Below are 21,187 nucleotides of genomic sequence, written 5' to 3'. Positions count from 1 at the left end.
TGTTTGAGCAGCTCTTTTTCCATAGTAAACGAATACAAGCTCTCTTCAGAACAGCTCAGCGCTGTTATTTACAGACTTATAAGCTATACAAAGGATTAACTATTTGTACTTAACAATAATGCGTTCATCTCTTGTAGTTTATGGATGCCTACCGCCTCCCTGTGGCCCCTGCAGCATACCTGCGTTTCCATACGTGGACACCACATCATTCAGCGTCATGGATGCCAGCAACGTACCGCCCTTTGCGTTTGTAAAGACACCATTTTTCACGGAGGAGGCACTGCCGCCTACATAGATATCATAGGTACTCCCTTTCTTCAATGTCCCCGTACTGATGACCACATTCTGCCATGCCTTCACCGAAGACACACCCAGTATGGTTTCGCCATCTTCATCCTGCACATACAAAATTGTTTCCGCAGGTTGTGTACTGTCTGTACGAATCATAAGAGAGGGCTGCGTACTGGAGGTCGAAGGAGCCATCGCCATATCACTGCTTCCCACTGCAACCAGCGTTCCCCCGTTCATCGCAAAGCTGCCATCATAATCCAGTGCCCCGTTGCCGCCGCTTTCAGGCCCCATGACAATCAGGGTACCATCATTCATCACAATATCCTGATTGCTGTCCACACCATCTCCATCAGCGTCTACATAAATGGTTCCTCCGTCTATGGCAAGCAATGGATTCCCCAAATCACCAGCCGCATTGATGCCGTCATCACTCGCTTTTATCTGAAGTGCTCCACCCTTGATTTGAATGGTATTCGCCTCCATTCCTTCATAGGACTGTTTGACCTGTATTGTGCCATTGTGAATCGTCAGCGTATCATCCGCATGCACACCGTCATCATCACTTGACAGGGTATAGGTACCGCCTTTGATATCCATACTTCCATTGGCATGCAGGGCATCATCATGAGAGCTGATGGTATAGCTTCCCTTATACAGTACCATATTCTTAGCGGCCTTGATTCCCTTCTGGCTCTTTTGGACTGCTTCATCATGATCATCAAATTCTCCCCAAGGCTGTAATGCGGAGCCGGTGTCAACCCTATTAACGCTTCCCCCGCCGCTGGTAACCGTAAAGACCCCGTCGTAAATCGTAAGATCTCCTGCACTCTGTAAACCGTCCTGCTGTGCTTCAATAGCAAAGGTTCCCTGATCAATGCTCAGATTTCCCTGTTCCTTTTCATTGGTTGTCACAATGCCGTCACCCTGTGCCTTTACCGTGTAGCTGCCTTTGTAAATAAGTAAAGCGTCCCTGACCTTGATTCCATCGTTCTCTGCCGTGATGTTCAAATTTGTATCTACCAGCTTCAGCGTATCCTTGCACTGGATACCGTTTTTATAAGAAGCTGTGATGTTCAGTGTACCGCTGCCGTTGATCGTTAAATCATCCTTGGAAAACAATGCCGCACTTGGCTCTTCTTTTTCATCCACAGTATAGGAGGCTGTATCCTTCAGGGAGCTGGCAGTGCCCTTAGGCAGTGTGATGATGACCTTATCCGCCTGCTTCACATATACCGGTGCACTGTTTTTGCTCCTGATATGAGCATTATCCAATACGATGCGAACAACGGCAGCCTTGGCATCCACGACAACAGAACCGTTCTTCAGTGTGCCGCTCAGCTGATACGTGCCGGCCTTTTTTATCTTCACATCACCGCTTTGCTCATCCAGTGAAATTTTTTGTGCATCATTGATTTCCGTATCGTAGTCCTCTGCCTCCAAAGAAAGAGTGCTGCTTTGTTTCACCGCAGAAGTATTTGTGTTAACGGCAGATGTGGTGTCCTCAGTATCCGAATCACTTTGACAGCCTGCCAATACAAGTGCTCCGGCCAGAAAGGCGGACATCCATGCGGCTTTTTTATAATTCATTCTGCATCGCCTGCCTTTTTGCTACAATTACATTCAGATTGCCATTGCGGCAGCGAATGTCATCCACCATATGCTTTTCCTGTTTTACTTCCTTCAACTCCACATGATAGGTCATTTCCAGCATGGCGCCAAGCTGTATCGTTTTTACGCGGACAAGCTCAGCACTTTTACAGTAGCTTTGCAGGATATCGTCAAATACCTCTGTATAATCCAGATCCTCGGGGATCACGATTTTCAGTTCCTTATACAGCTGCAGATTGTTCGGCTGCAAAAGAGTAAACAGCAGCCATGTACTCATACTGACAACAATCGTCATAAATGCCGCAAAGCTGACATAGCCCATGCCGATTGCCAGTCCGGTTGCCATGGAGAAAAAGATGAACAGTATCTCCTTACTGCTGCCCGGAAGTGAGCGAAACCGTACAAGACTGAAGGCCCCGACAACGGCAATTCCGGTTCCCAGATTACCATTGACCATCATGATGACAAACTGCACAAGAGCGGGCAGCAGTGCCAGTGTGACAGTAAAGCTGTGAGAGCAGTACCCAAGCCTTCGATAAAACCATGCAATGATCAGTCCCAGACCAAGTGCACTCATGCAGCACACCACGCCGTCCAGGATCGTCAGACCCTGTTCCAGATTTAAGATGCTTGTAAACATAACAGTTCTCCTTTTTCTTTTTTATAAAATACCTGTCCCACCTTGGAAAAGGATGTTGGGTACAGCCGCATATCCGAAAGTACGCTGCTCAGCCACAGCGGATAACTCCTTTCAGCCTTGATTTCCAGCAGAATCATATCTCTGTGAAACAACTCTTCATTGCTTTCGTGATCGTTTAAGGACAGATGGTCAAACCTGCTACGAATATGGCTGTCCATCGTGATGCGCAGCTGCTGTTCCTGTTTTCCGACATAGGAAATACGATCATATGCCAGAAAGATTCTAGGCTGCACCTGATAATGGTACAGCGTATAGGATAGTTCCTTTTCAATCTGACTAGCACTCAGATAGGGATTGTTCAGAAACCTGCGGCATTCACCATAGCTCAGCTGCATTCTGCGCTTGCAGACTATCTGTGCATATTTGCGTTTGATTTCCAGATATATGGGTTCCTCTTCACTGCATACCGGTGTATAGCTGCGGATGCGCAGCTTCTCCTTAAAGGGCGGCTTTTCAATGGAACGGTGGATAAGATCAAACTGCTCCGTATCCAGATAAAGATTGTATATGGTGCTTGCCGGATAAATGTCCTCTGTAATATATGGTTGGATGCGCATTACAAAGCTGCGGCACTGATCTGCATCCAGCAAATATTTTTTTTCAAATCTCTGTATAACCTGCTTCATAGATATCACCTCGGTCATAGTTTAGCAAAGGTGAACGGATATTTCATGATGGTGCCTTGAAAATTAAGTGAAGTTTTCAATGCTTTTTTTTAAGAAGCTGTTACAATAATAGCAAGAGAAAAAAGGAGAAGATTATGGACGTATTTCAACAAAAAACAAAGATTCTGCAATATGAAACGGTACAGGAGTTTCTGAGGGATTTCACCTTTCAAAAGAAGGATTACATTTTAGCAAGCCGCAGTATTTACGAAGCATTCTTTCGGGATTCCACCGGCAGGGCTTCTATCGCCTTTCACAGTGATTATGGTCAGGGAGAACCCGATGATCGCATGCTGGATGCGATGCTGAAAGATATGCGGGAAAAACAGCCTGAGCGTATTATTGCAATCGGCGGCGGCAGTGTGATTGACTGTGCCAAGCTGTTTGTATTGGAAGGAACTGCCAGTGCTGAGGATATGTTTCTGCACAGATGTACACCGGAAAAAAGCAGGGAGCTGATCGCCATACCGACAACCTGCGGCTCTGGCTCTGAGGTCAGTCGGATTTCCATCTGTGAGCTTACATCACTGCATACCAAGCTGGGACTGGCCGTCGATGCACTGTATCCGGATCAGGCAGTTCTGATTCCAGAGCTGCTGTCCAAGCTGCCGTTCTTCTATTTTGTAACAAGCGGCATTGACGCTTTGATTCATGCGAGTGAATCCTTTGTATCCCCTAAATCCAATGCCTATACCCGCATGTTCAGTGCGGAGGCTATTCGCCTGCTGCTACATGGGTTTCAAGTTATTGCAAAAGAGGGTGAAGATGCACGCATGCGACTGTTAGGGGATTTCATGCAGGCCAGCAACTTTGCGGGCATCGCATTTGGCAATACCGGTACAGGTGCAGTACATGCCCTCAGCTATCCGTTATCGGGAATCTACCATGTAACACACGGGGAAGCCAACTATCAGTTTTTCACAGCTGTATTCCAAACATATGAAGCACGGGAAAAATATAGTGTATATGATATAAAGAAACTGTTTTCAGAAGCTCTTTCCTGTTCCATGGAGGATGCCTTTACCTGTATGGAAACACTATTTTCCACGCTTCTTGCACGAAAGCCGCTGCATGAATACGGTATGAAGGAAAGTGAAATCAAAGGATTCACAGACAGTGTAATCGAATCCCAGCAGCGCCTGCTTTCCAATAGTGCAATACCTCTTTCAAGAGATGAAATTCACTCTATTTACAAGGCTTTATTTTGATTGTGCTGGAACAAATGACAAAACTGCATATAAGCTTTTGAAAAAGCATTAAATAGATTCATCTGTGGAAGTCCGCATTGTCTGATAACAATCAGTTGACGAAATCACAAATGTCCGTTGAAGCAGTGCTGCTGCATCATGCAGATTGGAAAGATTTTAAAGCTGTGATCTTGACTCCCCCCTCTGCATCCGACATGATGCCTTTATCAATATTAAGAAAAGGTGGGAAATGATACGCTGCCTAGCACACAGTATATGCAAAGCTATCCACATTGCCGCCTATACGATAAACAAAAGGAATCAAGCTCATTTTTTACGATGTACTTGATTCCTTTCCTTTTTCGCCTGTTAAATCCCTTGTTTAATTTTCAGCAAGTGGAAGTCACTGCGAATCATTTACTAATCTGATTTTATCCGTATCTGCATCTGTGTTAATAGGACCTAAAGCATGCAGTCCTGCTTTATATGCGGCTGTCCCCATTCATTCCTGAGCATCCTCTATCTTCATATTTTTCATGGTAACCACTTCCACAAGCAATGTGATTCCACCCATAGCCAAGTAGCCTGCAAGTGCCGTATTCAGCATCACAATGGATATGAGCGGGATTATCAGAAAAACAGCAGCAGCAAGTATATTCAAAACTCCGCTTGCTATCACCCAGCTGTAATCAAAGATACCAAAAAAATGCAGCTTATTGGCAAAGGTGATTTTATTCACACCAAAAATCATCAATAGAAATCCAAACATATAGGCAAAAACTGATACTGTGATTTCCACCGGTGAGAACAGCAGAAGCATACCGATCACCGTATTCAGAACAGCACCAATCAGCGTTCCCCCATCCCGTAAAAGAACCGGCATATAGTAATAATCCACCAGCTGATACATTCCCAGTGCAATTATCACAAGTGCGGCAGCTGTCTTTAATGCCTGGTGCATCGGTACTGCGGAATGCATACACAAAACTGCGCAAACCAGCATACAAAGACTTACAACAGCACCAAGCAGCCTAACCGATTTCAGCTTGCGGTTCCAGTTCTCACTGAATACACGTGCAAAATCTCTGAATCGCTTCATCATTTACATGCATCCCGATTCCCGACATTCCCATGCAGTACGTGTCTGCACATACGCAAGCGCTCAAGCATTGGCATATCCTTCGGTATTGTCAGGACGGCTTTCTCTTTATCCTCCTGAGTATCGGAAAGCTTTTCCTTCAGCTTATGCAGAGGCAGAGAATCCAGGCGCTTTTCCATCCTTTTCATATTGCGATAATCCTTCACAAAGGAAGCCCCGGCACATAGAGCAGCAACTCCACCAATGGTACAGATACATTTCCAACCCTTTTTCATTTGGCATTCCTCCTATCCTGTCTTCATTTTAACGCTGCCTTCCTTACGCTTCCATATACAGAATCCCGTATATGTCAAAATCGGCAGCACTAATTTCAGAAGCAGCATTGACAGCTGCTTCCAAAAATGCATAGAAATGCTGTGCGAATAACAGCAATGCTTATTGACAGATGCATCTGCCGATACGCTACAGCTATTTATACAAAATAACAACAGAGCTAATTTTCAGTATTATTATTGACATATGCAAATAATTGACGTATGATAACATAGAAGGAGCTGATAAAATGCCACGACCTTGCAAGAAAAAATGCGTGTCCTCCATACCGAGCTATACTGCTTTCATCCATACAGATGAGCCGATTCCCGCAAGTCATATCCAAATGAGTGTAGAGGAATATGAGACCATTCGTCTGATTGATTATCTGGGATGGAATCAGGAGGAATGTGCAAAGCAGATGCAGACCAGCAGAGGCAGCGTGCAATCCCTGTATAATGAGGCAAGACGCAAGCTTTCCCGCTTTCTCATGGAAGGCAGTGCAATGGTGATAGCCGGCGGCAATTATCAGCTGAACCTTGCACAGAAACCAACAGGAGATGATAGTATGAAAATTGCAGTTACGTATGATAACGGACAGGTGTTCCAGCACTTTGGACACACACAGATGTTTAAGCTTTATGAGGTTACAAATCAGGAAGTCACAGCAACCAGACTCCTGGACACCAATGGTAACGGCCACAGTGCGCTGGTCACCCTGCTGAAAGCAAATCAGGTGGATACACTGATCTGCGGCGGTATCGGAGGCGGTGCGAAGAATGCACTTGCGGAAGCCGGTATCGAGCTGTATGGTGGCGCATGTGGTGATGCAGATGCACAGGTTACCTCCTTTCTGAACGGCAATCTGCAATACAATCCGAATATCCAGTGTTCTCACCACGGTGAGGGACATACCTGCGGAAGCCATGAGGGACATGGACATTCCTGCGGTTCTTCTCATCTATAGACCATAACAAATACACTCTCACAAAAGGACTGTGCATCGCAAAATGATGAAATTTCAGCTAACAGAAAACCATCAAATGCCAGCACAGTTTTTTTCTGTTCTGATGATGATTATGACTGTTCAACATCTGTCTGCGCCAGCTTGCTTCTGAAGTCAGGTATCCGCGCTTCTATATTCACCCATTGCATTTGGATTTTCTTCTCCATTCATACAGATCATACAGACATAAGGATGCCTGTAATTCGCAACAGCTGCAAGTAAGGCTTCCAAGCGACCGATATATCCATGCCCTAGAAACACTATAAGGATAAGCCTATGTATCCTGCTTCTGCTCCCTCTACCGCATATATACCGTACACGCCCTGCCATAAAACAAAGGGTTCAACATCCTGAAAAAGGCTGCAATCATCATATTGTGTTCCAATAGAAGAAATGCTGCATCCTGTAATGAAATGGGGAGGTACCTGCTATAACATCTATTCGAAAAACGCAAGGAACCATGAGCGTCGTTTTGATACAGTATTGAAAGCGACAGTGTCTCCACCGCTACTGTGAATTTCAAAACGCGGACGCACAAAAAAACGTCTTTGAAATAAGACGCTGTCTTCTAAATCATATGGAGGAACACGCAGTCAGCAGCCATTCAGACAACAGCTGCAGGCTGCACTCCTTACCCTTTTACATCATATCCGGTGTCTGTGATTGCCTGTATAATAGCGGCATCATTGATCCGCTGCGCATCATACTCCACATTGACAATACCGTCTTTTGCACTTGCCGAACAGGCGCTAACGCCTTCCATGCCTTGCAGTGCCTTATTTACACGCTGTTCACAGTGCTGGCACATCATACCTTCAACCTGAAATGCTTTTTTCATAAACTCACTCCTATCTTTACCGTTATCATAGCATACTTTCATCAGAATTTCCTTTTTTTTACTCTGCATACCATCTGTGTCATGGTACCCATTGGACAGTATACACACCATGTCCGGGGTTTATACACCAGCATGGTGAGGATGCCCAGCATCGTGCTTGTCAGCATCAGACTGTAAAAGCCGTATGCAAACTGCAGTATCCAGTCCGGTGCACCGGACTTTACAAACCATGGAATCCGCACAGTCCATAAAAGTGTGATGGAAGCGGATAGCGGCTTTCCCTGCAGAACAGCATAGCTCATATACAGCATACTGGCAAACATTGATAAAAAGAACAGCAGGAAACCATAGCGAAACCACCTGCTTCTCAGCCATCCAGGACAGGCTCGCTGTGCAGAAAACCGATTTCCCAGACGCTGCATAAGCTGTCCCCGGCCGCAGTAATGATTACAGTAGCTCTTTTCTCCTTTTCCAACAGCCAGCAGCAGCGGTACCAGAAAACAAATGAGTCCCAGCCAGGCAAACAGAATATGAAACAAACCGAGAAACAAATACAGCAGGGATGCAATCCAAAAATAATCTGACCATTTCTTTTTCATGAATGCACCTCAATAACGCTTGCAGGACAGGACTTACTGCAAAGACCGCAGCCTACACAGCGCACAGAATCAATGACTGCGTAACAGCCATGCGCAATGTGTATCGCCTGACGGGGACATGTGACAAGACAGGTTCCACAGGCAACACACTCTTTTTCTTCTACAAAAGCTTTTTTCAAAACAGCTCCTCCTTCTGCCTGTATTCAGTATACAGAAGAAGCTGCCGTTTTACCGTGACTTTGTCACAGAAACAAATCGTTACTCTTTCTTGTCACACAGGCCTTATGCAGCTTTCTAACAGAAACCGCCAGCAACAGCTTATTCAAGCTGCGGGCATGTACAGGACAAACAGCGACGCAGCGCATACAGGATATACAACGGTCTGTGTCTGTTTTTTCCGGATGCTTTATCGGGATCGCCTGTACAGGGCATTGTGCGGCGCACTGCCCACATTGCATACACGATTGATTTGCAGAAGGCTTCAACGGAACTCCGTTATAGGGCTTATACGGATGGTTTCCCGTTACTTGCAGCTCACATGCCGCATCCTTTTCCAAATGCTCCCGTATCTGACGGGCAAATACATTAAGCTCCTGTGTATCCTGTGCATCGGGACGTCCGGCTCCATACTGATGCATGATGGAATGCTCGGCAACAGCCGCGATCGCGGCACGGCACACAAAGCCGCTTTCCTGTGCACGTTCCTTCATCTCCAGCAGAGTATCCTCATAGGCACGATTGCCATAGCTGCATACCAGAATAGCAGAAGCATGATTTCCCTGTATGACACGCAGTCGCTGCAATGCTGTTTGTGGTGCTCTTCCTCCATAGGAAGGCATAGCTATGATGCAGGTATCATCCTCTTTAAAATAAGGAAGACTTTTTGTTACCTGTAGATCACAAAGGTCGATACAGATACGTTGTTCTTCCTTCCATTCACGCTCCAGTATTTCAGCAATGCGCCTTGTTCCGCCGCAGGGACTGAATAGAATCGTATAAAATGCCATGATAAAATCTCCTCTCCTTTCAGGTATACAGATGCATTCGGAAGCAAGCCTTCACAATCTTGGTATAAGCATGCATACCTGAACCCTTTTGTATCTTTCTCCATTATAGAACGATGGGCGGTGTGATTCAATACGCCCTGCCGTTTTTCCTTCACTGCCGGAAAAAGTCAATGCATAAAAAACCTGCCTCCTCAAAAACTGTTTTTCCCTCCTTGTATGATTACCCGCTTATCCTAGTACAGGAGCTGTAGGACAGACTGTATATTTCAGGAATGTGATAAAGTCACTGAAGTTTTTGTTCGCCGGTAGTATGCTTTATGCGTAAGATAAAGCAAGGAGGTCATGATTATGACAATACATGTAACAAGCGGGAATTATGAAGAGGAAATACTGGACAGCACAGAGCCTGTCCTCATTGATTTCTATGCAGACTGGTGCGGTCCCTGTCAGATGCTGAAGCCGGTCATCGAACAGATCAGCGAAGAGGCGGAACATACAAAAATCGTGAAAATCAACATTGATGAAGAGCCTCAGCTGGCCGGCATGTTTCAGGTTATGAGCATTCCAACACTGGTATATATGCAGAATGGTTCCATACAGGGAAGTGTCAGCGGCTATCACAGCCTGGAACAAATCAAATCCTGGATTGGGGAATAGCATGCTGTTCTTCAAACAACGCCGAAAGTAGAAGCAAATTCCATGAAGGAAGGCATGGTGCTGAAGCATAGTGAAAAATGCAGGAGATCTAGCGTAACCTCTAACTCTTGATTGTTTGTACAACACAGTTTCTCTGCAAACATACTGCCATGGAGCAAGTATGATGAAAAAGCAGTACATGGATATTCATCACTTACCTTCAAAGCATAGCTGTCCGTACTTCTACATTCATGAAAAGATAGGGTATCATATTTCTTATAGTAAAAATACCTTCATCCTATCGCTATAAACGCTTATCAACTTCTTTACAGTGGCATGCAGTCTATCTGCATGCTTTTCAAGCATACCTAGTTTTTTATATTTTACACTTGACTTATAGTGAACTTTAAGTTGTATAGTAAAGGCGTATGAATCTTTATATCAATCATAAAGGAGGAGTTAGGATGAAGAAAGCACTAATTGCATATTTCAGCACTGGTGGATCGAAATTACACTGGTATAGTCAATGTAATCAGGCATTCCAGACAAGCTCTATTATGGAGCTGCAGTTTTAATACGAGCCATTGAAACTGCACTTTCTCACAATCAGGTCATGCATTTGGCGGCTATGGCAGTTCTCTTATATAAACCTCTGCATCAGGCTCTATATGAACATATACAAAAAACCGTAGAAAACAGATTACATCACAGTAACGTAATCCACAGTCTGCGGTTTTTTATCTGCAGGGCTTATGGCAGACATACAGATGATATCCGTATGCTCATATCCCAGTAACTATTACCAATCATATACGTTCAATCATCGTTCAGATAGACTTCTTCATGATACTGCTTTTCATGAAGATAGAGTCTTTCTATCATTGGCGATCCATTGATATAGCTCCATCTTTGAATGAACGTTGGCCTCACTACAAATAACCTTTCATTTGGAAGCTGGCTATAGGCTTCAAAGGACGATGGAAAATGTTGTTGAAACAGTCTGCAAAAGTCCTCATGCTCGATAGGTCGTCCGATTTCCTCACAAATTCCTTCAAGCTGAATATTGGAGAAGCATAATGCAACATTTGGATTTCCCTTTATATCCTTATATTTACGCATCCCTTTATCCGTTTGAAAGTAAAGGCTTCCCTCCAGAATGACGAAACTCATTGTTCTAGCGGAAACCTTGTTGTTAAGAGAAGTCGCAAGTACCAGTTTGGCGTGGTCCCCGATTTGTTGAAATATCTCTGTGTATTTCTGCTGATATTTATTCTGCATAATTGCCTCCGTTTCCAACTGCGTACAGTCACTGATTTTGATACAGATCATACCGGATCAGATTATTTAATAAAATCAGCTTATCACGCCTTTCCCTATCGAATCACTCCGCCGTGAAAACAGCCCTCATATATTTTCTGCGTCTGATAAAATATGCTTTCATGACCTTGAAATAAACAGATGTCTCCTTCTACTTCTGAAATATAGGTATATTCTCCTTTTCTGTACATAGCAGGTCCCCTATAGGGTCTTTGCGTATCGACAAGCATAAGTGCCTCTTTCAAAAAATCACCATGAAAGGCTTCATGTAAAACTGTTCCGTAATAATTCATACTCCAGCAGGCCTGAGCATCCCTGTAAACCAGCTCCTGACCGGAAAAACAGGAAGCGCCAAAGAATGAATCTCGGTATGTATATGGATTTCTGGAAAACATATAGTCATGGGAACCTTGTCTTGTCCCTTCTGTTTTATTTTTCTGCGCCGCATAGGTTGATTGCTTGGCAGTTACTAAAAATTCCGCGAGGGCTGTTGTGTGAACCTGATGTGAACTTTCACATATACAATCATCATCCTTAACCAAATGATCAATCGTTACTCCAAATAACCGAGACAAATCAATCAGATATTCCAAACTCGGCAGAATCGTTCCCTTCTCCCATTTTGTAATCGTTTGTCTGGAGACACCTAATCTATCAGCTAATTCTTCTTGTGTCATCATATTCTTTTTCCTATACTCTATCATTTTTAAATGAAACATGAACTCGCCTCCCTGATAGATCTATCATATCATGTCTTTTCCAGTTATCCTAGAAACTGTCGTTTACATTTTTGCTATACATGAGTACTCTGCGTCTCTCCAGAATGCAATAACAAGGAATCGGATATGTTTAAAAAAAGAGCCGGCACCATACTGATTTTTGCCGCTCTCCTTATACCCTGCTTATGTTTGACCCAAACAACTACGGGATTCTTTAGCTAACACAGATTTCTCATGCTGATTCTTTTAACCGCATGAAATCGCCTGTTTTCATCATTTCCTACTATACCGCATTCGTACTATCACCCTGATAGGATGAGAATCGCATGCTTCCCTACCCAAAAAGTCAATCAATACGTATTCATGATTTGCTGCATGCGTGAACACTACACAGAGATACATCCCTTATGATATAAGAACGCATGTGTTACCTTCCATATCATAACGGTCTTATTCCCACGCAATTTCAATCGGCTTTCCTTCCTGAAAGACTGTCAGCTTTGAAATATCATGCCGCCGCAGAAATTCCTTTCCCTCATCAAAATGGTAGGCATAGGCTTGCGCTTTGTGCGCGTCCGAGCTCATGGTAAACATCCTCCCTCCCATCTGTATATACCAGTCCACCACGATTTCATATAAAGGCAGCTGTCCATACTGAAACATACTGCGGGTATTCAGCTCCAGGGCAATGCCACGCTTAATCATTTCCGGAAATATTTTCTCCATATACGGATGTGCAATGGTGAGAAATGTATCGGTATCAACATCCTGTATGCGACTGACATAATCAAAATGACTGAGAACATTGGCTGGAATACCACTGCGCAGCGCATCGAGCATCTGCTGGAAATAAGAACGCAGAATATAGATGATATCATGCTTTTTAGCTTCCTCATCCATATAATCAAAGATTCCGTTCTGATGTATACTGAGCAGGATAATATCAAATTGCTTGCATTGCAGCCAGGCCATAAGCCGTCCATGATGTTTTCTGAGCCAGCCGATTTCCACACCTTTCAGAAGTCGGATGTCTGTATTTTTCTGCAAATTCTCAAGATATAAAGAATAGCGGTCATAGTCCATCCAGCTATCCATGAAATGGTTGGCGGAATTTTCCAAATCCACGTGCTCGGTAGTCACAAAGCAACCATCCGCATGCTTCAGATAGTCAGACAGCTCTGTTTGTGAATCAAAGGAAAAACTGGAATGGACATGCTGATCGTAATAGTTCATAGGTGCCTCCTTATTCATGTATATTCCTTATCGTAAAAACAACATGAATTCTCTATCTGCATTCTAGCAGAATTATTGCAGAAAAACAATGAAGATAAAAAATACCAAGTGTACTTGGCAAGAAAGGCGGAATACCCTATGAATAAAGAAGAGATCCTCGCAAGGAGCAGAAATGAAAACAAAGGCATGGATATTATAGAGCTGCAAAGTCTTGAAAAAGCAAGCAGAATCGCAGCACAGGTCGGCATGCTGCTATGCTGCTTTGTCGCAGTCATGGAGGTCGCTGTAACCGGACAGGTCAGTATGGAAAGCTGGCTAATCTATTTCGGCATACTAAGCACACTGTTCCTTATGAAATACCGCCTCATGAAAAAACGGCATGAGCTATTTCTTTCCATTTTTTATACTGCACTGTTTCTCATGTTCCTCGTTCTGTTTCTGTGGAAGCTGTTATGCTGAAGGAAGAACTGATTCTACGCAACCGGCTGAAGCAGGCCCGTACCGCTATGCACCTATCCCAGACACAGCTGGCAGAGCTTGTCGGTGTTTCGCGCAACACCATCAGCTCCATTGAGACAGGACAGTTCAATCCGACCGCCAAGCTTGCTCTCATCCTGTGTATTGCCCTCGAGCAGAAATTTGAAGACCTGTTTTATTTCGATGAAGCATGATATCGTTTATATTTTTAAAAGCAAGGTGACAGAAGCTTTTCTACAGTATTTCGTGTCGAGGTTCTACTCGATGGTAGGCAAACTTAAAACAGGGAGACTTCCAAACTATTGTAGTTATCAATAGAAGAAAGTCTTCCTTTTGCATACACCCTAAAGTGAGAAAGAACTCGTGTTGAAACGCTTTTTTTATAGTGATTTCAATTATATAAAGCAACATGTATTTTGTAGGATAAAGCAGCATGTATTGACCTATTAGATAAACGATGGTATACTGTTATTGACCTATCAGGTAAAAACAGATAAGGAGGATATATATGTCCGCAATAACGCCACAGCTTCAGGAACAGCGAAAAGCAGCACTGTTGAACGCTGCATTGAGAGAATTCGCAGAGTACGGCTATGAGCAGGCTTCTACAAACAGAATCGCAAAGGAAGCCGGACTTTCCAAGCCGCTTATGTTTCACTATGTTGGTAATAAACAGCAGCTGTTTCTCTTCGTTTATGAATACTTCTTCGACCTGCTCAATAAGGAGTATTACAGACAGCTGGATTGTACAGAGCCGGATGTAATCAAACGGCTTCATGGTGCATATCGGTTACAGCTGCGCCTGCTGTATGCATATCCATGGGTATTCGATTTTTTCAAAATGTATGCGAGCATGGATATCCGGATATTTGATGAAGACCTGCAACAAAGGCTGAAAAAGTGCAGGACGAAGGACTGTACCGATTTGTTTGAACAATATGATCACAGTCTGTTTATATCGCAGCTGGAGGAAGCCGCATGTATGCAGATTCTCTATTGCTCCTGTAAAGGGTTTGGTGATCTGATGCTGGAAAAAATCAGAACAATGCAAAAGGAAGAGCTCAGCTTTTCTACCGTCGAAGAAAATTTACATGTATTTTTCGAGGGTCTGCGCAGACTTATGTATAAGGACTGTGCAGCCGAAGCTCCCCATGCCTGCAATGAATAAGCCGATTCTTATGCGTTTTCCGTTAATTGGCGAATGGAATACGCCCAATACACCGGGAAGCCGCATCCCCAGTCATGGCACAAATGCGCTGGGTACCAGATACGCCTATGACTTTCTGCAGCTGAACTGGAAAAAAAGAGGACATCCCTGCTATCGCTCCCATGTCCTTTCGTATCTGTTATTCGGTGTCGCATTATCTTCGTGCTATTGCTATGGATTGCCTGTGTATGCCCCATGTGATGGAAGGGTTGTATATGTGATGGATGGCTGCAGAGAAAGAAAACGCGCCTGGTTTTTCTCTGATGCCCTGATGGCTTTTAAAAACAGTCGTCGCAGGCAGAACCAAGAAATATGTGAAATCAGCGGAAATGCCGTAATAATCCAGTATACGGATACGATCTATGCCGCCTTCTGTCACCTGCAGCCGAATTCGATTGCGTTGGCTGTTGGACAGTATGTCAAAGCAGGAGATTTTATCGGCAGCATCGGACACAGTGGCAATTCCATGTTCCCCCATCTTCATTTCCAGCTCATGGACAGTGCTGATTTTCTGCATGCGAACGGGCTTCCCTGTGCCTTTACCCAATATGAGGTGTTGGAAAACGGACAATGGCACACTGTATACGGAGGTATCCCCACAGCACAGCAGCGGATACGCTATGCCCCGGTAGATGAATACGTATAAAAGCCGCTTTGGAATCTGCTTCCTCAGCGGCTTCTTTCCTGTATGGTAACATGAATGCTGTCTCCCGGCTGCTTCCCTATTTTAGCGCGAATATCCTTGCGCACACCTAAAATATGGCGGACAGTCTGCATGCGGACAAGGGAGCCGTCATATGCCACATTGTCAAATGTCGCATGTACGCAGACCCTCCCCTTTTGAAACTCTTCTTTTACATCCCACGGAAACTCGATATAGGCACCATCGATACCATCAACCTTTTGCAGCACGGCATCAAATTCATAGACTTTAGGATTCATTTTGCACACAGCCTTTCCTCTTTCATATCCTGTACAGCTTTACAGCGCCCATACACAGGATATTCCTTGTTCTATCCGAAACAGAGAAAAAGGAAGTTCCTCGGTAAGGCTTTTTACGCATAAGACGATTGTGGCTCCATCTTATTCCAGATGCATGCAATGCATGGAATAGCCTCCTGCATCCCTTACCGTAATGAAAGCTTTTTACCTGGTGAAATTCCTCTCGTTAAACATTATAGATGGGATCGATCTGCTTCAATTCCTTGAACGTATCGATTTCCACGATATCCTCCTTACGGACCGGCTTTACTATGACCTTGTGATTGGACAGCTTTTCACGCAATGCCACCTCATCCCAATACTTTTCCTTACCGCCCGGCATTTTAAACACCTCTTCGATATCCTTCGCCATTTTCTCTCCATCTTCCTTATTCCAGAAGGAGATTCCCACCATCTGATGACAGTCCTTGCCACCTACGGCAAGTCTGCTGATATAGCCCTTTCGGGTATAGAAGCACCAGTCATCGGTAACGTCCATTTTAATACCGCAGTAATTCGTCGTATATTCATATTTGCGAATAATTTCCGGATTGTACAGCAACAGATCGCTTTCCAGCACATAGGCATTGCACATCATATCCTTAATCAGATAGGCACTGGAAATATTATTGGTTTCGTTAAACAGCGGATTCTCAATGAATTTGATTTTCGGATATTTGTGCAGGAGTACGTCAAACTGCTCTCCCAGATAGCCGCGCACGATTGTGATATCCTCGATCCCTGCAGCCACGACAGCATCCAGCAGGGTTTCTATGATGCGCTTTCCATGTACCAGAACAAGTGGCTTGGGTGTATTTAAGGTGATCGGAACCATGCGGGATCCAAAGCCGGCCGCAAGAAAGATCGCCTTCTTCACGCGATAGGGCTCCAGTACCTCGTAGCCCTTGAGGGTAACATCGTACATAGAGCTGCCTCTGGTTTTGATCACCTCGCTGTCCTGCAGCTCCGTCAGGGTTTTATTGATGACACCGAGAGAAAGATCCAGCTTTTTTGCCAGTCTTCTCTGGGTGCATTTGTCGTTTTGATGGCGTTCGATATACACAAGGGTTTCAAACTGATTTAATGTAAGGTTCATATACTTATCTCCTCTTTACAGCGCTTTTATCATTATAGCAGAGTACAGCGGTTTTGCAAATACTCGAAATACACAGGAGAAAGCCTCCCGCTAAGCCTCATGATCCTTGATCAGCTTTCTTTTCACCACATATACAAGCAGCTTCACAATCAGATTGACAAGTAAAATCACAACAGAGATAAAGGCGGTTGCCTCGATCAGTGACTGCGAATCAAATTGCGGTATCAGCAGCGAAAGCGGCATGTTGCGAAAATTGGCCAGAAAGGATACTGCGGATATCGTCACCATGGAATTGACGAACAGATAGCTGAACATCTCTACAATGGTTCCCTTTGTGCAGGGAATGTAGACATCCTTCAGCATACGGAAACGGGAAATGCCCATCGCTGTGGAGATATCCTCCAGATTGCTGTGAAACTGCTGGAGCGAATTGTATGCCATCAGATAAGGATTGGCAAAGAAATGCGTGATGTTGACGAGCACCAGAATTGCAATGCCGCCATACAGAAAGCTTCCCTTGTAAAAGAGCACATAGCTCAGACCGAGAACGACGCCGGGTATGGCTAGGGATATCATGGACACCAGATGCAAAACACGACTGGATAGCTGTGATGCATTACGGGCTGTCATAAAGGCTGTTAAATAGGTCAGACAGACGCCGATCATAGAGGTCAGCATTGCAATCGCCAATGAATTTTTCAAATACATGCGTACTCCCAGATCCATCGCCTGCGTAATATTGTCCAGTGTCAGGGAAAGATCAGTTGGATAATGACGGACAAAGGAAAGCACGGCAAAGGTGATCAGCGGCAAAGAGAGAAAAACAACCGTGGCAATGCATACGATATGGGCGATGCGGTCACGCTTCGCATTCGGCGCAATCTGATAGGAGCGTGTAACCGTGGAGCTGCTGCTCTTGTTTTCATTTTTTAAATCAAGCACAAAGGCGATAACTGCAGGAATCAGCAGCAGGATTCCGATGATGGCTCCCTTCGAAAAATCAAGCAGTCCGATGACCTCACGATACATATATACCGGAAGAGTGATGGATTTCCCACCGACGACAAGCGGTACACCGTAGTCGGTGAATATCATCGTGAAGACAGAAAATATAACGCTGATCAGCGGGCCCTTGATATTGGGCAGCGTAATGGTGAAGAACTGCTGGCGCTTGGATAAGCCAAGCACGCTGGCAGCCTCATAGGTCGTGTAGTCCTCATATTGAAAGGTATCGTTCAGCATTAGAAAGGCAACCGGAAAGGAATACAGAATGGAGCCTAAAATAATACCGACATAGCCGTATAGGAAAAACCTCATGTGCAGCAGATTGGATATGATGCCGTTATCTCCGAACAGCAGAACCAGCCCCATCCCATGTGATATGGAAGGAATGAGCATCGGCAGGGTGAACAGCATTGTGAAAACGGAGCGATGCCGGATATGGGAACGGTTCATAAACCAGGCGAGGACAAAGGCCAGCGATACGGATAACAGGGTTGCCAGAATGGTGGTGCATAAGGAATTGATCACCATTGGCTGAAACTGCGGGGATGTGAGTACCTTTTGAATATCTTTCATATCGATATGTATCAGCAGGGTGATCAGCGGACAGATGACGAAGAAAAACAGAAACAGGGCCACAAGGACACGGGAGGCCTGATAGCGTTTATTGCTCATAGACCTGTTTCCCTGTACATTTACACAGACTTTCCAGCTTACCGTCCAGATGTGCATTGACAAAGCTCTGAATATACCGGTTGGCCGGATGGTGGTAGATAGTTTGCGGTGTGTCGATCTGCTCGATATTTCCCTCACTCATGACCATGATGCGATCGGACAGATAGAATGCCTCCTCCTGCTCATGGGTAATAAAGATCATGGTGGAATGAAAGCGTCTCTGAATGTCCTTCAGCTCCTTTTTCATGACCTCGCGCATGCTCACATCCAATGCGCTGATCGGTTCATCCAGCAATATGATTTTCGGATTCAGCGCCAGTGTTCTTGCGATTGCCACACGCTGCTGCTGTCCGCCGGATAACTGGGAGGGGCGTTTTTCAGTCTGATCGCTCATTCCAATCGCATCCAGTGTCTGCAAGGCGATTTTTCGACTTTCCGCTTTTTTTCCAGGGTGCAGCTTCAATGCATATTCCACATTTTCCAATACGGTCATGTTGGGAAACAGTGCATAGTTTTGGAATATGATTCCCATATTTCGCTCACTCGGCTTGAGGTGGGAAATATCCTCCCCGTCCATCAGGATTTGCCCTTTGGTTTGCTGTTCCAGTCCGATCAGGATTCGCAGAAGGGTTGTCTTGCCGCAGCCGCTGGGTCCCAGCACACTCAGAAATTCCCCTTCATGCACAGTGAAGGATATCGTTTTCAATACATCCTTGCCATCAAAATTTTTATACAGATCGCGAACGATCAGCTTCTCTTTTTCTAATACTTCCATAAGTCCAGCAGCCTTTCTTTTTCATGTATGTCCTCAATACCGCTCATATCGGCATATGGGATGTGTGTCGGATAATTTTGTATCGTATTCTTCTGATTTTGCAGGATAACCTCCGGTGAGAAATGCTCCTTATCATATAGCAGAAAATCGTTGATGATGAAATCAAACACCCTTTGTACATCGGGATCATCCGCATGACGCTTCATCAGACCGGTGCCCGTCAGAGAATAGGGGGAGCCTTCCTTTGGATAGATAATTTTAAAGGGAGAGCCGGTGTTAATCTGATTGACCGCCTGAAAGGTCAGTCCCAGCCCAATGCCGACCTCACCCTGAATGAGCAGCTTGATTGGGCCGCTGCCGGATTCCGTAAACTGCTTGACATTGAATTCCAGCTTGTCAATATAAGCCAGTGCTTTTTCTTCTCCCATGGTGTTCACCAGATTTTTGAAGAAGAAATAGCCGGTGCCACTGGATTTCGGATCAGGCATGGCAATCAGATTATAGTATTTGCGATCCAGCAGATCCTCATAGGTTTTCGGTTCACTGAGCTTATGCTTTTTCAAGACATCCGTATTGATGATAAAGGCTCCTGCCTGCCGTTCCCAGGTCACATACGCGTTGCCATGATCCTCGGGTGCCAGACCGTTCAAATACTGCAGACGGCTCTTTCCCCTGATATCCGCCAGCTGATCCTTAATTTTCTCCATGTAGGAGGTTTCCAAACCAACGACGATATCCGCATCGCTTTGTTCCTGCTCCACAGATATCTTTGCCGCAGCCTTGGCGGTGGATACATACATGACCATCACATGCAAATCCGGAAATTTTTCATTCAGCTGCTTCTGCAGCTCCTCTCCACGGAATTGTTCCATGGAGGAGTAGACGATAATCGTATGCTGTTCGTTGGATATGCTTACGAGTAAAGCCATGGTGATTACAATCATGGCAAGAATCAGCTTTTTCATACACCTCAACCCTATCTTTGTTCATGTAGTACCCATTTTATCACATTAAGAAAACATTTCAATCTTATTTTCGCATTTCACTATTACAATTTTGCAACAATTCCAATGCTATTTGAACATATTGCAAGTTTTGTATAACCCTTTTTCCCCTGACGTATACTAGAAAAAGGAAAGGAGGAGTTTCATGAAGCATAAACTGCCGATTCTGCTGGTTATCTGCATGCTGCTGCAGCTGGGCGGCGTACACGCTGCGGAAAAGGAAGAACGGCTTCTCTTGATGAGTGATGATCTGGCGTGGCTGATCGATGTACGCATCAAAGAGGATGACAGTCTGCAAATCGGCTTTCTGCCTGCGGATCTGCTCGTACCGATCGCCTGTGCACAAGGCTATGCTGCACCGCTGTCCAATGTAAAAATGGAGACAAACCGGGAGTGTATCACAGAGAGTGTCGGTAATTTTCTGCATGTCGATTATGATCACAGCATCTATCTGCATATGAAAACCTTCAGCAGGGATGTCGGGCTGACACTGCCGGATACCGGATTGAAAACAAGTGGCGAGCTGGTGGATTTCATGCATAAGGCAAGCGATAAGCTGGAAATGTCGATGCTGTTTCATTATAAGAATTATATTACCAGTGATCTATCCGCGATGGATTATATCCGATACTATCGCAGGCTGCATGGAAAAAAGCTGAGCATCACCTACGCATATATGAATTATATGGATATGGAGGATGCCTCGATTCCTATGGATAATCAGCTTCATGTGCGAAAGAAATAAGCATGCCG

General features: G+C 44.7%; 25 protein-coding genes. 8 read left to right on the top strand and 17 right to left on the bottom strand.

What is annotated here, in order from left to right; all coding sequences use genetic code 11:
• Positions 1–138: 138 nt before the first annotated feature.
• From ACESPQ_RS16130 to ACESPQ_RS16120, 3 genes are read right to left on the bottom strand one after another with little or no spacing between them, the layout of a single operon-like run.
• Entirely contained in the window at positions 139–1,878 is a 1,740-nt protein-coding gene (locus ACESPQ_RS16130) for a carbohydrate-binding domain-containing protein (RefSeq protein WP_257379427.1), read from the bottom strand.
• A complete protein-coding gene (locus ACESPQ_RS16125; RefSeq protein ID WP_257379426.1) occupies positions 1,868–2,539 on the bottom strand; it encodes a DUF4956 domain-containing protein in 672 nt (223 codons plus the stop codon). The genes ACESPQ_RS16130 and ACESPQ_RS16125 overlap by 11 nt, the downstream gene beginning before the upstream one ends.
• Positions 2,521–3,225: a polyphosphate polymerase domain-containing protein gene (locus ACESPQ_RS16120; protein ID WP_002608390.1), complete on the bottom strand. Its 705-nt coding sequence runs from the start codon at positions 3,223–3,225 to the stop codon at positions 2,521–2,523. Before ACESPQ_RS16120 ends, ACESPQ_RS16125 begins: the two co-directional genes overlap by 19 nt.
• Before the next feature lie 134 nt (positions 3,226–3,359).
• On the opposite strand from ACESPQ_RS16120, the gene ACESPQ_RS16115 reads away from it, so the two are divergent.
• On the top strand, positions 3,360–4,472 hold the full coding sequence (locus ACESPQ_RS16115; protein WP_009269424.1) for a 4-hydroxybutyrate dehydrogenase: 1,113 nt from the start codon (positions 3,360–3,362) through the stop codon (positions 4,470–4,472).
• A gap of 481 nt (positions 4,473–4,953) precedes the next feature.
• On the opposite strand, the gene ACESPQ_RS16110 is transcribed toward ACESPQ_RS16115, so the two are convergent.
• Both ACESPQ_RS16110 and ACESPQ_RS16105 read right to left on the bottom strand, forming a co-directional pair.
• A complete protein-coding gene (locus tag ACESPQ_RS16110; protein WP_257334322.1) occupies positions 4,954–5,553 on the bottom strand; it encodes a DUF308 domain-containing protein in 600 nt (199 codons plus the stop codon).
• Positions 5,550–5,825 carry a hypothetical protein gene (locus tag ACESPQ_RS16105; RefSeq protein WP_257334321.1) on the bottom strand — a complete coding sequence of 92 codons (276 nt, stop codon included), beginning with the start codon at positions 5,823–5,825 and terminating at the stop codon, positions 5,550–5,552. Before ACESPQ_RS16105 ends, ACESPQ_RS16110 begins: the two co-directional genes overlap by 4 nt.
• A gap of 287 nt (positions 5,826–6,112) precedes the next feature.
• On the opposite strand from ACESPQ_RS16105, the gene ACESPQ_RS16100 reads away from it, so the two are divergent.
• Positions 6,113–6,829 (top strand): NifB/NifX family molybdenum-iron cluster-binding protein, encoded by a 717-nt coding sequence (locus ACESPQ_RS16100; protein ID WP_002608386.1) that lies wholly within the window; start codon positions 6,113–6,115, stop codon positions 6,827–6,829.
• A 670-nt stretch (positions 6,830–7,499) separates the two neighbouring features.
• Here ACESPQ_RS16100 and ACESPQ_RS16095 read toward each other — a convergent pair.
• The 4 genes from ACESPQ_RS16095 to ACESPQ_RS16080 all read right to left on the bottom strand — a co-directional run bounded on the left by ACESPQ_RS16095 (position 7,500) and on the right by ACESPQ_RS16080 (position 9,312).
• Positions 7,500–7,706 carry a heavy-metal-associated domain-containing protein gene (locus ACESPQ_RS16095; RefSeq protein ID WP_233105384.1) on the bottom strand — a complete coding sequence of 69 codons (207 nt, stop codon included), beginning with the start codon at positions 7,704–7,706 and terminating at the stop codon, positions 7,500–7,502.
• A 41-nt stretch (positions 7,707–7,747) separates the two neighbouring features.
• Positions 7,748–8,305, bottom strand: coding sequence for a hypothetical protein (locus ACESPQ_RS16090; protein WP_109770973.1), 558 nt, complete (start codon positions 8,303–8,305; stop codon positions 7,748–7,750).
• Complete coding sequence (locus tag ACESPQ_RS16085) at positions 8,302–8,484, bottom strand: 4Fe-4S binding protein (protein ID WP_257328207.1); 183 nt, start codon at positions 8,482–8,484, stop codon at positions 8,302–8,304. Before ACESPQ_RS16085 ends, ACESPQ_RS16090 begins: the two co-directional genes overlap by 4 nt.
• A 63-nt stretch (positions 8,485–8,547) precedes the next feature.
• Positions 8,548–9,312, bottom strand: a complete 765-nt coding sequence (locus ACESPQ_RS16080) for a 4Fe-4S binding protein (RefSeq protein WP_109770972.1) — start codon at positions 9,310–9,312, stop codon at positions 8,548–8,550.
• A 348-nt stretch (positions 9,313–9,660) separates the two neighbouring features.
• Here ACESPQ_RS16080 and trxA point away from each other — a divergent pair, with 348 nt between their 5' ends.
• Positions 9,661–9,969: a thioredoxin gene (gene trxA / locus ACESPQ_RS16075; RefSeq protein WP_002608382.1), complete on the top strand. Its 309-nt coding sequence runs from the start codon at positions 9,661–9,663 to the stop codon at positions 9,967–9,969.
• A 795-nt stretch (positions 9,970–10,764) separates the two neighbouring features.
• Here trxA and ACESPQ_RS16070 read toward each other — a convergent pair.
• The 3 genes from ACESPQ_RS16070 to ACESPQ_RS16060 all read right to left on the bottom strand — a co-directional run bounded on the left by ACESPQ_RS16070 (position 10,765) and on the right by ACESPQ_RS16060 (position 13,217).
• Complete coding sequence (locus ACESPQ_RS16070) at positions 10,765–11,226, bottom strand: pyridoxamine 5'-phosphate oxidase family protein (RefSeq protein ID WP_257334320.1); 462 nt, start codon at positions 11,224–11,226, stop codon at positions 10,765–10,767.
• A gap of 95 nt (positions 11,227–11,321) precedes the next feature.
• The gene (locus ACESPQ_RS16065) at positions 11,322–11,969 is read right to left on the bottom strand and encodes a DUF5680 domain-containing protein (RefSeq protein ID WP_257379461.1); all 648 of its coding nucleotides are present in this window, start codon (positions 11,967–11,969) and stop codon (positions 11,322–11,324) included.
• 465 nt (positions 11,970–12,434) lie between these two features.
• Positions 12,435–13,217, bottom strand: coding sequence for a PHP domain-containing protein (locus tag ACESPQ_RS16060; RefSeq protein ID WP_002608378.1), 783 nt, complete (start codon positions 13,215–13,217; stop codon positions 12,435–12,437).
• Between the two features lie 138 nt (positions 13,218–13,355).
• Here ACESPQ_RS16060 and ACESPQ_RS16055 point away from each other — a divergent pair, with 138 nt between their 5' ends.
• The 4 genes from ACESPQ_RS16055 to ACESPQ_RS16040 all read left to right on the top strand — a co-directional run bounded on the left by ACESPQ_RS16055 (position 13,356) and on the right by ACESPQ_RS16040 (position 15,547).
• Positions 13,356–13,676 carry a DUF6442 family protein gene (locus ACESPQ_RS16055; RefSeq protein ID WP_002608377.1) on the top strand — a complete coding sequence of 107 codons (321 nt, stop codon included), beginning with the start codon at positions 13,356–13,358 and terminating at the stop codon, positions 13,674–13,676.
• Positions 13,673–13,888: a helix-turn-helix transcriptional regulator gene (locus tag ACESPQ_RS16050; protein ID WP_035303272.1), complete on the top strand. Its 216-nt coding sequence runs from the start codon at positions 13,673–13,675 to the stop codon at positions 13,886–13,888. Before ACESPQ_RS16055 ends, ACESPQ_RS16050 begins: the two co-directional genes overlap by 4 nt.
• Positions 13,889–14,202: 314 nt before the next feature.
• On the top strand, positions 14,203–14,862 hold the full coding sequence (locus ACESPQ_RS16045) for a TetR/AcrR family transcriptional regulator (protein WP_257379425.1): 660 nt from the start codon (positions 14,203–14,205) through the stop codon (positions 14,860–14,862).
• Positions 14,846–15,547, top strand: a complete 702-nt coding sequence (locus tag ACESPQ_RS16040) for a M23 family metallopeptidase (protein ID WP_257379424.1) — start codon at positions 14,846–14,848, stop codon at positions 15,545–15,547. The genes ACESPQ_RS16045 and ACESPQ_RS16040 overlap by 17 nt, the downstream gene beginning before the upstream one ends.
• 23 nt (positions 15,548–15,570) lie before the next feature.
• Here the strand turns inward: ACESPQ_RS16040 and ACESPQ_RS16035 are convergent, their stop codons facing one another.
• The 5 genes from ACESPQ_RS16035 to ACESPQ_RS16015 all read right to left on the bottom strand — a co-directional run bounded on the left by ACESPQ_RS16035 (position 15,571) and on the right by ACESPQ_RS16015 (position 20,395).
• Positions 15,571–15,843 (bottom strand): DUF1905 domain-containing protein, encoded by a 273-nt coding sequence (locus ACESPQ_RS16035; protein WP_257375934.1) that lies wholly within the window; start codon positions 15,841–15,843, stop codon positions 15,571–15,573.
• A gap of 226 nt (positions 15,844–16,069) precedes the next feature.
• On the bottom strand, positions 16,070–16,978 hold the full coding sequence (locus tag ACESPQ_RS16030) for a phosphocholine cytidylyltransferase family protein (RefSeq protein ID WP_002608372.1): 909 nt from the start codon (positions 16,976–16,978) through the stop codon (positions 16,070–16,072).
• A gap of 90 nt (positions 16,979–17,068) precedes the next feature.
• Positions 17,069–18,655: an ABC transporter permease subunit gene (locus tag ACESPQ_RS16025; RefSeq protein WP_257277671.1), complete on the bottom strand. Its 1,587-nt coding sequence runs from the start codon at positions 18,653–18,655 to the stop codon at positions 17,069–17,071.
• The gene (locus tag ACESPQ_RS16020) at positions 18,645–19,430 is read right to left on the bottom strand and encodes an ABC transporter ATP-binding protein (protein WP_373144547.1); all 786 of its coding nucleotides are present in this window, start codon (positions 19,428–19,430) and stop codon (positions 18,645–18,647) included. The genes ACESPQ_RS16025 and ACESPQ_RS16020 overlap by 11 nt, the downstream gene beginning before the upstream one ends.
• Entirely contained in the window at positions 19,418–20,395 is a 978-nt protein-coding gene (locus ACESPQ_RS16015) for an extracellular solute-binding protein (RefSeq protein ID WP_055201170.1), read from the bottom strand. Before ACESPQ_RS16015 ends, ACESPQ_RS16020 begins: the two co-directional genes overlap by 13 nt.
• Positions 20,396–20,579: 184 nt before the next feature.
• Between ACESPQ_RS16015 and ACESPQ_RS16010 the strand changes: the two genes are divergently transcribed.
• Positions 20,580–21,179 carry a hypothetical protein gene (locus tag ACESPQ_RS16010; protein WP_002608368.1) on the top strand — a complete coding sequence of 200 codons (600 nt, stop codon included), beginning with the start codon at positions 20,580–20,582 and terminating at the stop codon, positions 21,177–21,179.
• Positions 21,180–21,187 lie beyond the last annotated feature (8 nt).

Source organism: Clostridium sp. HGF2 (assembly GCF_964240115.1).
Lineage (GTDB): Bacteria > Bacillota_I > Bacilli_A > Erysipelotrichales > Erysipelotrichaceae > Clostridium_AQ > Clostridium_AQ innocuum.
This window is presented reverse-complemented; position numbering and strand designations above follow the sequence as displayed.